Origin of the sequence: Pseudovibrio flavus, from assembly GCF_009711345.1 — a bacterium.
In the GTDB taxonomy this organism is placed as follows: domain Bacteria; phylum Pseudomonadota; class Alphaproteobacteria; order Rhizobiales; family Stappiaceae; genus Pseudovibrio; species Pseudovibrio flavus.
The window spans coordinates 75,195-87,821 of sequence record NZ_SMMA01000054.1; the positions used below are offsets into that span (position 1 = coordinate 75,195).

A 12,627-nucleotide genomic window follows, 5' to 3' on the forward strand; every position below is an offset into this window, starting at 1 on the left:
ATGAAAAGGCTGGAGTTTACATGGAAGGATTGGCCAAAGACGGCGAACTCCCTGTATCTCAGAACCCTGAGGTCGATTTCGTCCGCGTAAGAATAGCCGGTGACTCGGGTGACGGGGTTCAGATGACAGGTACGCAGCTTGCAGAAAGCGCGGCCCGTTTCGGTAATGATATTGCAACGTTCCCGGATTTCCCTTCCGATATTCGTGCGCCAAGCGGCACCGTTTACGGCGTTTCGGCTTATTCGCTGAATATCGGTCACACAGAAGTTGCCACCTTTGGTGACGAGAGCGACGCTTTGGTTGCGCTTAATCCTGCGGCTCTCAAAAAGTACCTCAGCGGGCTCAAGCAAGGCGGCACGCTGGTCATTGACGGCGGCAGCTTTACAGATCGCGCTATCACCAAAGCAGGCTTTGATAGCGATCCGCGTGAAAACGGCATGCTGGAAGGTATGCGCCTGATCGATGTCGATATCACTGACCTGACAGAAAAGGCGGTGAAGGAAGCAGGCCTCAGCGCCAAGGATGCAAAGCGCTGCAAGAACATGTGGACGCTGGGCCTTATCCTTTGGCTGTTTGAGCGTGATATCGAGGATATCTCTCGTTGGATCGAGCGTAAGTTCTCCAAGAAGCCGGAGATCATGCAGGCGAACTTGTTGGCGCTGAAAGCTGGTCATCTCTACGGTGAAAATGCTGAACTAGCGCCGGATGTAACTCGCTTCCATATTCCGCCAGCGCCTGTCGCTGCGGGCGACTATCGTTCCATCAACGGCAACGAGGCAATGGCATACGGCCTTTATACGGGTGCTACGCTTGCTGGAGTTGATGCGTTTTACGGTTCCTACCCGATTACGCCTGCATCCCCGCTGCTTCATACGTTTGTTAAGCTGAAGGAACTTGGCGCTCTGTCCTTCCAGGCAGAAGACGAGATTGCGGCAGTGTGCGCAGCGCTGGGCGCTTCTTACGCTGGTCACTTGGGCATCACCGGTTCTTCGGGGCCGGGTGTTGCGTTGAAAACTGAAGCTCTGGGCCTTGCTATCATGACCGAGCTTCCGCTGGTCGTTGTCAATGTTCAGCGTGGCGGCCCGTCTACCGGTTTACCAACCAAGACCGAGCAGTCAGACCTTTATCAAGCAGTTCTGGGCCGCAATGGCGATGCGCCGATGCCAGTCATTGCACCTGCTCATCCAGGCGAATGCTTTGACATTGGCGTTGAAGCTTGCCGCCTTGCGGTGACCCATATGACACCGGTGATGGTGCTGTCTGATGGCTATATCGCCAACTCCAGCCAGCCTTGGAAACTGCCGGACTTCAACGACCCGAAATACGCACCGTTCCCTGTTACCCATCCAACGGATCCTGTGGGCTTCCTGCCTTACGGCCATGATCCGGAAACGATGGCGCGTCCTTGGGCTATTCCGGGCACTCCGGAACTGATGCACCGCATCGGTGGTCTGGAACGTGAAGTGGGCACTGGCAACATTTCCTATGAGGGTGAAAATCATCATAAGATGACTGAAATCCGTGCAGGCAAGCTGGAAGCGATCCGCCGTGCAATTCCGCTACAGCATGTGGAATCTGGTAGCGAGACTGGCCGCGTTGCTATCGTTGGCTGGGGGTCAAGCTGGGGGCCTATCCGCGTTGCGACCCGCCGAGCCATAGCGCAAGGCAAATCGGTTTCCCATATTCATTTGCGCCACATCAGTCCGATGCCATCCAACCTCAAAGAGCTGCTTTCCGGCTTCGATAAAATCATCGTACCGGAGATGAACTACGGCCAGCTGGCAATGCTCTTGAGAGCGCAGACAGGTCTTGAGATTGACGGTCGCAGCTGCGTTAAGGGCCGCCCATTCTATGTGCGTGAAATTTCCGCGATGATCGACGAGGCTTTGGAGGACTGACATGAACCAGTTGACTGCAAAGGACTTTGCCAGCCCCCTAGACGTTCGCTGGTGCCCGGGTTGCGGTGATTACGCACTGCTGAAAACGCTACAGAAAACGCTCGCAGATGAAGGCGCAAAACTGGAAGATACGCTCTGTATTTCCGGCATCGGCTGTTCTTCGCGCTTGCCGTACTACATGGCAACCTATGGCTTCCATACCATTCATGGCCGTGCTCCGGCCATTGCAACAGGTGTAAAGCTATCCAACCCTGAGCTGGATGTGTGGCTGTTTACAGGTGACGGCGATGGTCTTTCCATCGGCGGCAATCACCTGCTGCATCTGCTGCGCCGGAACATCGACATGCAGGTTATTCTGATGAATAACCAGATCTACGGTTTGACCAAGGGCCAGTTCTCTCCAACCACGCAAAAGGGCTGCCGTACGCCAAGCTCACCTGCAGGTGTGGTTGATAATCCGATGAACCCTGCTGCTTTCGCTCTGGGTGCTGGTGGTCGTTTCGTTGCTCGGTGCTTCGATACCCAAGCCAAAGTGCTAGCTCCGATCCTCTCCGCCGCTAAAGCGTTTGATGGAACCGCGTTGGTTGAAGTGCTTCAGAACTGCATCATCTTCAACGATGGTGTTTTTGATGGCTTGAAGGACAAGAAGCAGGGACCCGAAGTCACCATCGTTGTCGAGCATGGCAAGCCGATGGTTTTCGGCGCGAACTGCGACAAAGGCATTCGCCTCGCACCGCACGGTTTCGGCCTAGAGGTTGTTGAGCTCACTGAAGGTGGCATCACCGTTGATGACCTTCTCGTTCATGATGAGACCAATCCGTTCCTTGCAATGGCACTGGCGCATCTGGGCGAAAAAGAAGGGGAGCCGACTGTTCTGGGCATTCTCTATCGTCAGCCAGCTGAGGAATACAGTAAAGCAGCGCGTAAAGGTTTGCCGGAAGCTGAACTGTCTATGGCTGACAAACTCTCTGGCCTTTCCAAAACCCTTCGGAAAGCAGAGGTTTGGAGCGTGGAGTAATCCTCGCTTAGGGCCACATTGAATAAATTGGAGACCCGCTTTCTTGAAGGCTTAACGATAGCCGTCAGGGAGCGGGTCTTTTTATTGACCTCAGGGAATGTTCCTGCCACTGTTTTGGCAACAACAATAAGAAGCCAAGGTCACGTTTCATGCCAAACAGCATCTATGTTGCCGTCCGGTTTACAGCTCTACCGGGTGAGACAGTCAATATCATCGAGGTTTTGGAAGAACTCGCCCAAAAAACTCGTGAAGAGCCCGGTTGTCTTTCCTTTGACTATTTCCAGTCCCGCGATGACCCACTTCAATTCATCTCCGTAGAGCACTGGCAAGACCCTGCTGCGGAGGACGCGCACTGGCATACACCGCATGTTATTGATGCATTGCAGGATATAAAGCCATCACTTGCTGGCGAGATCACCAAGGCGAGCTATGCCAAACTAACCTGACTGGCTCACTTGTCCGCGAAATAGTCCCAGTACCAGTCAACAAAAGCGCTAACGCCTTCTTCAACGCAAGTTTCTGGAACATATCCGGTAAGGGCGTTGAGGAGCGATGGATCAGACATGGTCTGATGGACATCACCTTTTTGCATAGGCAGCATGTTTTTCTGGGCGGTTTTGCCAAGCGACTTTTCGATTGTCTCGATAAACGGCATAAGGCCGATTGGCTGGCCTCCAGCGATGTTCACCACACGCCATGGGGCGACAGGGGAAAGAGAGTCGACACCCTCTTCAAACAACACCGGTGAACCTTCAACAGGAACAGCATCTACAAGGCGTACAATACCTTCTACGAGATCATCAACGTAGGTGAAGTCTCGGCCCATCTGTCCCTCACCATAAACGTCGATAGGGCGATCATTCTCGATAGCATCAACAAACTTGAACAGCGCCATATCAGGTCGGCCCCAAGGGCCATACACGGTAAAGAACCGGAAGCAGGTGGTTGGTATCTTCCAAAGGTGCGCGTAGGAGTGCGTCATCGCTTCATTGGCCTTTTTGGTGGCCGCATAAAGCGTCATAGGAGAATCCGCTCGGTCTGTTTCCATAAACGGCATCTTCTCGTTGCCGCCGTATACGGAGCTGGTAGACGCTGCAAGAAAGTGCTTTGGCTGAATGCGCCGCGCAGCTTCCATTACGTTGAACGTACCAACGAGATTGGCACTTACATAGGCTTCTGGACACTCAAGAGAGTAGCGAACACCTGCCTGCGCAGCCAAATGAATGATGATGTCCGGCTGACTCTCATCAACTGCAGTATCCAGAAACTCTTTGTCCTCCAGCATACCTACGTAATGGCGATAGCCGTTTGAACGCTCCAGCCGTTCAACACGCGCGGTTTTCAGGCGCGGGTCGTAGTAGGGTGTCATTCCATCATAGCCGTCAACAAAATGGCCTTCGTCCAGCAAACGCCTTGCAAGATGATAGCCGATAAAACCTGCTGTGCCGGTGATGAAGAATTTCATTGATCTGTACCGCTTCGATGGATGTTGCCCCATTCCTACAATGAACTTTGGCCTCTTACCTAATAAAAAACTGACGGATTACACTTCAAACTAGCCTGATCCCATGGGTTCAATCAGAGCTTTTTGGCGGGAAGCATTCGCCCAAAGCAGCAGACCTTATCTCTTGTTTCCCCTTCGGTATTGAGGGAAGCTTGGTAAAGCACTTCCAGGGACGGAGAAAAGTGCTGCGCGGCGACCTTTGCCGCATCGGGGAGGGATGAGACAATGGCAAGTGTAACGCCTGCCGAAACCTACGATTTTATTGTGGTCGGGGCGGGTTCTGCGGGCTGCGTGCTGGCGAACCGTTTGAGCGAAGATCCAAAGAACCGCGTTCTGCTGCTTGAAGCTGGAGGGCGCGATAACTACCACTGGGTTCATATTCCGATCGGCTACCTTTACTGCATTGGTAATCCGCGCACGGACTGGTGTTTTGAAACCACTGCCGAAAAGGGGCTGAATGGCCGTAAGCTAGGTTATCCGCGCGGCAAGGTTCTTGGAGGATGTTCATCTATCAACGGCATGATCTATATGCGCGGTCAGGCTGCGGATTATGATGGTTGGCGACAGCTTGGCAACGTTGGCTGGGGCTGGGACGATGTGCTGCCCTACTTCAAGAAAACCGAGGACCACGCAAACCGGAACGGCGCTTATCACGGGCAGGGCGGTGAGCTTCGGGTGGAGACTCAGCGTACCCACTGGGACGTTCTGGATGCTGTTCACGAAGCGGCGCAGGAAATGGGCGTTCCCGTTTGCGATGACGTGAATGACGGCGACAATGACGGTGTTGCTTACTTCGAGGTGAACCAGAAAAGTGGTTTGCGGTGGAGTGCTGCCAGAGCGCTTTTGAACCCAGCCAAGAAGCGTAGCAACCTCACAATCAAAACACATGCCCATGTTCGCCGCCTTACGATGGACGGCAAAAAGGTAACCGGCCTTGTTTACGAGCAGAACGGGAACCCAGTTTCTGTGACAGCCAACAAGGAGACGATCTTAGCTGCTGGTGCAATTGGCTCACCGCAAATTCTGATGCTTTCCGGCATCGGCCCTGCTGAAGAACTAGCGCGGCATGGCATCACGCCTAAACATGTGCTGAAAGGTGTTGGCGGTAACCTTCAAGACCACCTGCAACTGCGCACCATCTACAAGGTGGACGGCGTTAAAACGCTGAACGAGATTAACAGCAATTGGTTTGGCAAAATGCAGATCGGCCTGCAGTACGCGCTAAAGCGCTCCGGCCCACTTTCCATGGCACCTAGCCAGCTTGGAATATTCACCCGTTCTCATGAGCACTACGCGACACCAAACCTTGAGTATCACGTACAGCCGCTCTCCTTGGAGAAATTCGGGGAGCCGCTCCATCCATTCCCTGCAATCACGGTCTCCGTCTGCAATTTGCGTCCGCAGAGCAGAGGAACCGTTTCGCTGCAAAGCGCAGACCCTTACGCCAAGCCCATCATCGCGCCTAACTACCTGAGCGCACAAGAGGACAAGGACGTTGCCGTAGCAGCGCTAAGGCAAGCACGTACCTTGATGGAAACGCAGCGCATGGCCCGCTACAACCCGCGTGAGATCAAGCCGGGACCGGAGGTTGAGAGCGATGAAGCTCTACTGAAAGCGGCTGGCGATGTGGGAACCACCATCTTCCACCCTGTCGGCACAGCCAAGATGGGGCATGATGACAGGGCTGTGGTTGATGACAAGTTGAAGGTGCATGGGCTGGAAGGGCTTCGCGTTGTTGATGCCTCTATCATGCCAACGCTTGTATCTGGCAACACCCATGCGCCAGTGGTGATGATTGCAGAAAAAGCCAGTGAAATGATTTTGGGCCGCTCCTAAGGCGGCCCATTACTGTTGCTTATGGCTTGTCTTGGCTCTCGATAATCCGGCGGCCAGTCATATAGGCCTTCGGATCATTGATCGCGTCCACCGCCACTAACTCGTTCTTGTGGTAGTACCAGAACGACATGGAACCTTCGCGACGACCAAGCTGTGTCACGACCATATCATAGCCGTGGTGTAGGCCAGCAATCTGCAGCTTCACATCATACTGGTCAGACCAGAACCAAGGGTGCGCAAGGTATGCTTCGTTTCCGCCAAGCATGTTCTTTGCAACGCATTCGGCATGTTCAACAGCGTGCGGAACGCTTTCCAAGCGGATGCGGCGGCCGCGAAACTCGAAAGATGCACAGTCGCCAGCAGCCCAGATGCTTGGGTCTGTGGTGCGGCCCAACTCGTCTGTCCAGATGCCGTTCTCGATCTGTAAGCCAGCATTTTCTGCAAGCTCGGTCACAGGATCAATGCCAACGCCTACGACAACGAAGTCAGCCTCAAGCTCTGTGCCATCGCTAAGTACGGCGGAGCGCACAACATCCTCGCCCTTCAGAACGGAAACGCCTACGCCTTCTTTGATCTCGACGCCATGAGAGGTGTGAAGCTTGCGGAAGAAGTCTGCGGTTTCTTTGGAGGCAACGCGCTGAAGAATACGCTCTGCCATCTCTACCAGAGCAACCTGCATACCCTTTTTCGCTGCAACGGCAGCAGCCTCTAGGCCGATGTAACCGCCGCCAACAACAAGAACACGGGCGCCTTGCGCAAAGCACTTGGACATAGCGTTCATGTCGGCAAGGGTGCGCACGGTAAACACGTTGCCCAGTTCGCCGCCAATCTGCGCCGGTAGCTTGCGCGCATAGCTGCCGGTGGTAATAGCAAGCTGATCGTAATTGATCTTCTTGCTGTCAACACTCACGGTCTTGCTGCTGCGGTCAATCTGGCTCACACGTTTGCCAACGCGCAAGTCGATGTTGTTTTCTTCATAAAAACGCTGCGGGCGAAGGTAGAGCTGGTCCTCCTGCATTTCGCCCAATAGATATTTTTTGGAAAGCGGCGGACGCTGGTAGGGAATGACCGGCTCTTCGCCAATCATCACGATTTTTCCGGTGAACCCCTCACTACGGAGCTTGGCGGCCAGAGAACAACCTGCCTGACCGGCGCCAACGATAACAAACTGTGCCATAAAAAACGTCTCGTCGATCCCACGGCTCATGGGCCGGAGCTGAACATATAACTAAACAATACTTGGCCCGTTCATTGGCGAAAAGCAACAATGAACTGTTGGGGAGTTGCCATGCATCCCGTGCGATTACTGTTAAGCTAACATATAAAAGACCCGCCTGAGTGCTTGCGGGGCTTGGAAAACTTCGTGCTACTCAAACGGTTAGAACGATTTTGCCAACGTGACTTTTTTCTAAAAAGCGTTTTTGTGCGTCTACAATGCTCTCAAGCGGAAACTCCATTGTAACCAATGGCTTGATGTCGCCATTCTCAATACGCTTTACGAGATTACCAAAGACTTCGGGCTCCAGAACCGTGCAGCCAAAGAAACTGAGGTCTTTCAGGTACAGGGTGCGCAGGTCCAGTTCCACAATTGGTCCGGCAATCGCACCGGAAACGGCGTAGCGGCCTTTGGGGCGCAGAACATCCAGCAGTTCCGGCCATTTATCACCGCCAACCAGATCAATGACGACGTCAACGCTGTTCTGCCCCAATACGGCAGCAGGTACATCGTTACGGTCCAGCGTTGCTTCTGCCCCTAGTTCCAGCAGCATTTGCTCTTTGCTGGCTGAGGTGACGGCAATAACACGGGCACCGCGTGCCTTTGCAAGCTGAACAGCTGCGGAGCCGACACCGCCTGAGGCTCCGGTTACAAGCACCACATCCCCTTGCTGCACGTTGGCGCGGGTCAGCATGTTCTCGGCAGCCGAATAGGAGCAAGGGAACGAGGCAAGCTCAACGTCGCTGAGTGTGCTTTGGATAGGGTAGGCGTGGGAAGCATCGACGACAACGTACTGCGCAAAACCGCCGTCACATTCTGATCCGATGTACCAAGGTGTCTCAAGTGGCTCGCCGTTAACGCGTTGAAGACAAGGCTCAACAAGAACGCGCTCACCCAAACGCGTTACATCAACGTTGCTGCCGACTTCAACGATCTCACCGCACATGTCCGCGCCCTGAATACGCGGAAAGGTAAGAGCAGTACCGGCCCAACCGGCGTCTTCCGAAGCGCCATCGTTTTTGGAGTACCAGCCAATGCGAGTGTTAATGTCCGTGTTGTTGACACCAGCAGCGCCAACGCGGATGAGAACCTCTCGTTCACGTGGTTTTGGCTTTGGTAGATCAGTCCGGTAAGACAGCGCGTCGTAGTCACCGTGGCCGGTCATTACAACGCCGTACATGCAGTCAGTCATCGACTATGTCTCCATTTATGATCTTATCTGCGAGAGAGTGGCCCCACGCCAGAGCCTCTTCACCGTAAAGCGGCCATGTTGATGAGAGCGCTTCATGCAGCAGGAAAAGCTCACCGGCTTTCTCTTTGCTGCCGACGATCCCTTCAAAAAACGCAAGAACCTGCTCTTTGTAGGCAGCAACGGCCTGCTTGATCGCAACGCTATCCGGATGGGCAGAAAGGGCTGCCACATGCATGCATCCGCGTGGAGCGGTAGTGCGCATCCATTGAGCCAGACAATCAAGTACATGACGAAGCGCAGCCTGCGGGTCTTTTGGGCAGTCCTGCTTAAGCAGAGCGATATAACGGGCGTGGCGATGGTCTAGCGCTGCAACGATCATATCTTCGCGTGAGGGGAAATATTTGTAGAGCGTGCGTAAACTCACATCCGCCGCCCGCCGTAGCTCGGCAACACCGGGTTCGCTGAAGCCCCGCTTGGAGAACGCGGCTTCCAATCGGGCCGCAATTGTATCTCGGTCAACTCTCATGCGAGGAAAGTAGAGCGAACATTCTACTTTTTCAAGATGGGGATGCTCTTTGTTAAAAATGGACCCCGCATCAAGTGCGGGGTGACATTGGGATATTGTTGCAACGCAAGCCGGGTCGCCGGCTGTCGACTGCCGGTGGTGCTAGGTGCCTCGCTGGTGACGAAGGAACGAAGCCTCTGGTGAACTGAGCGTTTCCACATTCGAGAAGTCATCCCGGACAAGCAAAGCGCTGATCCGGGATCCAGAACGGTATTTCTATCTGCCCCTTAATTGAGAGGCGCTCTCTCCGCCCACCTGCGATCACCCCGCATTTGATGTTTGACCCATCATCCAAACAAGCAAAGAAAAAGGCCAATGGTTTCCCATCGGCCTTTTGCATTTTCTTATCACTCACTCGTCGTTAGGCGAGGGAGCTTTGACGGACCTTTGCCTTGAGGGCTGGCAGGAGGGAGCCGGACGCGGAGAGCTTGGAGATACCAAGACGGAGCAGTAGCTCGGTTACCTTGGTGTCGCCCGCCATCTCGCCGCACATGCTGACTGCAATGCCTGCACGCTTGCCAGCTTCACAGGTCATCTGGATGGCCTTGAGAACCGCCGGTTCGTTATAGTCAACCAGCTCAGCCACCTGCGGGTTACCGCGGTCAGCTGCCATGACGTACTGTGTCAGGTCGTTGGTGCCGATGGAGAAGAAGTCAGCTTCTAGCGCCAGAGCATCAGCATCGAGCACCGCAGACGGCACCTCGATCATGATGCCAACCTGCATCGGAACCGTTTCTGCTGGCATACCCAGTTCAGCGCGGCACTCTTCCACCAGCGCTTTGACGGCTTTGAGTTCACGCACATTGGCGATCATCGGTACCATCATCTGGATGTTCGGCTGCTCGGCCGCTGCGCGGATCAACGCACGGATTTGGGTCTTGAACAGCGCCGGATCAGACAGACACATGCGCACACCGCGGTGACCGAGGAACGGGTTTTCCTCCTCCGCCATCGGGTAGCTTGCCAAAGGCTTGTCACCGCCAACATCCAGCGTACGGATGGTGATCGGGTTCTCGCCAAAAGCAGCTGCAATGCGCTTGTACTCTTCGTACTGGAACTCTTCGTCCGGCAGTTCTGCGCGGGACTGGAACAAGAACTCGGTGCGTAGCAGGCCAACGCCCTCTGCACCGTTTTCCAGAGCGCCCGCCACATCAGCAAAGCTGCCGATATTGGCAAGGATCGGATAACGCACACCGTCCTTGGTCACAGCAGGTTCAAGCGCTGCGGTTTTGGTCTGCTCGAGAGCTGCACGCCATTCATCACGGCGGCTTGCCAGAGCTTCACGCTCGTCAGCCGGTGCGTTCGTCCATAGGCGGCCGCTGAAGCCGTCAAGGATAACGTCCTGACCCGGTTTGATCTCGGTAAGACAGCCCGTTGCACGCACAATCGCCGGAATACCCATAGCACGGGCGATAATCGCCGAGTGCGAGGTCTTGCCGCCGCCTGCAAGGCAGATGCCCAGCACGGTGTTCTTATCAAGACGGGCGGTATCGGACGGGGTAAGGTCTTCAGCGAACAGGATGGTGTTCGGCTCGATGGTCGGCTGATCAGCTTCACTGCCGCACAGCGCGATCATCACCTGACGGGTGATGTCGAGAACGTCAGCGCCGCGCTCACGCATATAAGCGCTGTCAGATGCTTCGTACTGGGCTTTGAGGGTGCCCATCACGCTCATCCATGCAGCTTCCGCAATTGCACCCGCTTCGATCTCAGCGGTAAGGCGTGGCAGCAATTCAGGATCGCTCAGCATGCCAGCGTGAGCTGTAAAGATTTCCGCTTTTGCAGTGTCCTTGGCAGCTTTTGCGTGGGCAGCTTCTGCCTGCAGGCCTTCAAAGACTGCATCAATCGCATTGGTGAGGTGCTTGAGTTCAGCGTCGGTGCCCTCGCTTGCGCGGGTAGGAACCTCAGGCATCTTCACGGTAAAGAAGGAAGCTGGACCGAACGCAATACCGTCAGAGGCTGGCAAGCCAACAATAGCGCCGTCAATGGCCTCTACTGGGGCTTCAATTTCTGCCTCGACATGAACCTCAGGGGCCGCGTCAACGTCTTCACCAAAGCCTTCTTTAGCAAGGCGGGCAAAGGCATCAATGGCGGCCTGCGCATCTGGTCCGCTTACGTGCAAGATGACGTCTTCATCACGGCGCACAGCAAGCACTGCAACAGCGTTGAGGCTCTTGGCGTTTGCCTTCTCACCACGGCATTCTAGCTGCACAGTGGCGTCAAAGCCTGCCAGCGCACCAACGATAGCTGCTGCAGGGCGGGCATGAAGGCCGTTGTGGTTGAGAACTTTCCAGTTGAAGGTGAGCGCTGGACCATCCAGATGCGCGCCTGCATCTTCTGCAGGGCTGGAAGTGTCTTCTACGCCCAGATGCTTCTGCTTGGCCGCAAGAGCGCCCATGGCCTCCTGCTTCACCGCTTCCAGTGGAAGGCCGCTTGCAGCAGCAACAGCTGCGGCCATGGTTCCTTCCACGAGCGGGGCGGCACACATTTGAACTTTTTCCGCCAGTTCAGGGTCGATCAACTCGATGGCCATCTCCGCGCTCATCAAAGCGCTGCCAAGGTCCATCAGGATCAGAACACCGCTGTCATCAGCAACGGTTTCAATGGCGGTCATGACAGACACAGGGTCGGTGCCAATCGGGTTGGCGGGATCATCAATCCCGCCAGCAACTGCGATTGGGCACTTGCCTTGTGTCATCTGCTCAGCCAGCTCTGCCACACCGGCAGCAAGCTGTGCGCTGTGCGATACAACAACAATACCTACCAAGGGTTTATGCTCCCAGCACAGTCTCTTTCAAGGTCTTGACCATCAGCATGGAAGAGGTTGCACCTGCATCCTGATGACCGATGGAGCGCTCGCCCAGATAGCTGGCGCGGCCCTTGCGTGCCTGCATGTCAACGGTGGACTGAACACCAGCTTCAGCCGCTGTCACCATGGCAGGCAGAGCAGCTTCCAGCGTGTCAGCAGCTTTTGCCGCTTCCAGAACCGGCCACCAGACATCACACATGGTCTTGTCGCCAGGTTCTGCTTTACCGCGGGCAACAACACCGGCAACAGCTGCATCAAGAACTGCAACCAGATCAGCCAGTTCCAGCTCTTCCTTGCCCTTTGCAGCAGCGGACGCGCGGATAAAGAAGGTGCCATAAAGCGGGCCGGATGCGCCGCCGATGGAAGACATCAGCGCCATGCCGGTTGCTTTGAGAACGCCTTCAATGTTCTGGTCTTCAAAGGTTGGCAGCTTTTCTGCTACCTTTTCAAAGCCGCGGTTCATGTTGATGCCGTGGTCAGCATCACCGATTTCCTTGTCCAGATCGGTCAGGAAGTCACGCTGCGCAGCGAAGACTTCAGCACAGGTTTTAAGCCAAGTGACAATTTGTTCTTGTTTGATTGTAGTCAT

10 protein-coding genes are annotated in these 12,627 nt (G+C 54.9%); 4 read left to right on the forward strand and 6 right to left on the reverse strand.

What is annotated here, in order from left to right; all coding sequences use genetic code 11:
- Positions 1-20: 20 nt before the first annotated feature.
- From E1162_RS04480 to E1162_RS04490, 3 genes are all read left to right on the forward strand, one after another.
- Complete coding sequence (locus E1162_RS04480) at positions 21-1,898, forward strand: 2-oxoacid:acceptor oxidoreductase subunit alpha (protein ID WP_155127431.1); 1,878 nt, start codon at positions 21-23, stop codon at positions 1,896-1,898.
- Position 1,899: 1 nt separating this feature from the next.
- Positions 1,900-2,916, forward strand: coding sequence for a 2-oxoacid:ferredoxin oxidoreductase subunit beta (locus tag E1162_RS04485; RefSeq protein ID WP_155127434.1), 1,017 nt, complete (start codon positions 1,900-1,902; stop codon positions 2,914-2,916).
- Between the two features lie 149 nt (positions 2,917-3,065).
- The gene (locus tag E1162_RS04490; protein ID WP_155127437.1) at positions 3,066-3,362 is read left to right on the forward strand and encodes a putative quinol monooxygenase; all 297 of its coding nucleotides are present in this window, start codon (positions 3,066-3,068) and stop codon (positions 3,360-3,362) included.
- 5 nt (positions 3,363-3,367) lie between these two features.
- Here the strand turns inward: E1162_RS04490 and E1162_RS04495 are convergent, their stop codons facing one another.
- On the reverse strand, positions 3,368-4,381 hold the full coding sequence (locus E1162_RS04495) for an NAD-dependent epimerase/dehydratase family protein (RefSeq protein WP_155127440.1): 1,014 nt from the start codon (positions 4,379-4,381) through the stop codon (positions 3,368-3,370).
- Positions 4,382-4,645: 264 nt separating this feature from the next.
- On the opposite strand from E1162_RS04495, the gene E1162_RS04500 reads away from it, so the two are divergent.
- On the forward strand, positions 4,646-6,256 hold the full coding sequence (locus E1162_RS04500) for a GMC family oxidoreductase (protein WP_155127443.1): 1,611 nt from the start codon (positions 4,646-4,648) through the stop codon (positions 6,254-6,256).
- Positions 6,257-6,275: 19 nt separating this feature from the next.
- Here the strand turns inward: E1162_RS04500 and E1162_RS04505 are convergent, their stop codons facing one another.
- From E1162_RS04505 to dhaL, 5 genes are all read right to left on the reverse strand, one after another.
- On the reverse strand, positions 6,276-7,433 hold the full coding sequence (locus E1162_RS04505; protein ID WP_155127446.1) for an NAD(P)/FAD-dependent oxidoreductase: 1,158 nt from the start codon (positions 7,431-7,433) through the stop codon (positions 6,276-6,278).
- 193 nt (positions 7,434-7,626) lie between these two features.
- A complete protein-coding gene (locus E1162_RS04510; RefSeq protein WP_155127449.1) occupies positions 7,627-8,664 on the reverse strand; it encodes an alcohol dehydrogenase family protein in 1,038 nt (345 codons plus the stop codon).
- A complete protein-coding gene (locus E1162_RS04515) occupies positions 8,657-9,190 on the reverse strand; it encodes a TetR/AcrR family transcriptional regulator (protein WP_155127452.1) in 534 nt (177 codons plus the stop codon). Before E1162_RS04515 ends, E1162_RS04510 begins: the two co-directional genes overlap by 8 nt.
- A gap of 400 nt (positions 9,191-9,590) precedes the next feature.
- Entirely contained in the window at positions 9,591-11,996 is a 2,406-nt protein-coding gene (ptsP, locus tag E1162_RS04520; RefSeq protein WP_155127454.1) for a phosphoenolpyruvate--protein phosphotransferase, read from the reverse strand.
- A 4-nt stretch (positions 11,997-12,000) separates the two neighbouring features.
- Entirely contained in the window at positions 12,001-12,627 is a 627-nt protein-coding gene (gene dhaL, locus E1162_RS04525; RefSeq protein WP_155127457.1) for a dihydroxyacetone kinase subunit DhaL, read from the reverse strand.

Coding starts and splice junctions, on each gene's coding strand:
- E1162_RS04480 (WP_155127431.1), top strand. CDS start 21: ATGGAAGGATTGGCCAAAGACGGCGAACTCCCTGTATCTCAGAACCCT.
- E1162_RS04485 (WP_155127434.1), top strand. CDS start 1,900: ATGAACCAGTTGACTGCAAAGGACTTTGCCAGCCCCCTAGACGTTCGC.
- E1162_RS04490 (WP_155127437.1), top strand. CDS start 3,066: ATGCCAAACAGCATCTATGTTGCCGTCCGGTTTACAGCTCTACCGGGT.
- E1162_RS04495 (WP_155127440.1), bottom strand. CDS start 4,381: ATGAAATTCTTCATCACCGGCACAGCAGGTTTTATCGGCTATCATCTT.
- E1162_RS04500 (WP_155127443.1), top strand. CDS start 4,646: ATGGCAAGTGTAACGCCTGCCGAAACCTACGATTTTATTGTGGTCGGG.
- E1162_RS04505 (WP_155127446.1), bottom strand. CDS start 7,433: ATGGCACAGTTTGTTATCGTTGGCGCCGGTCAGGCAGGTTGTTCTCTG.
- E1162_RS04510 (WP_155127449.1), bottom strand. CDS start 8,664: ATGACTGACTGCATGTACGGCGTTGTAATGACCGGCCACGGTGACTAC.
- E1162_RS04515 (WP_155127452.1), bottom strand. CDS start 9,190: ATGAGAGTTGACCGAGATACAATTGCGGCCCGATTGGAAGCCGCGTTC.
- dhaL (WP_155127457.1), bottom strand. CDS start 12,627: ATGACTACAATCAAACAAGAACAAATTGTCACTTGGCTTAAAACCTGT.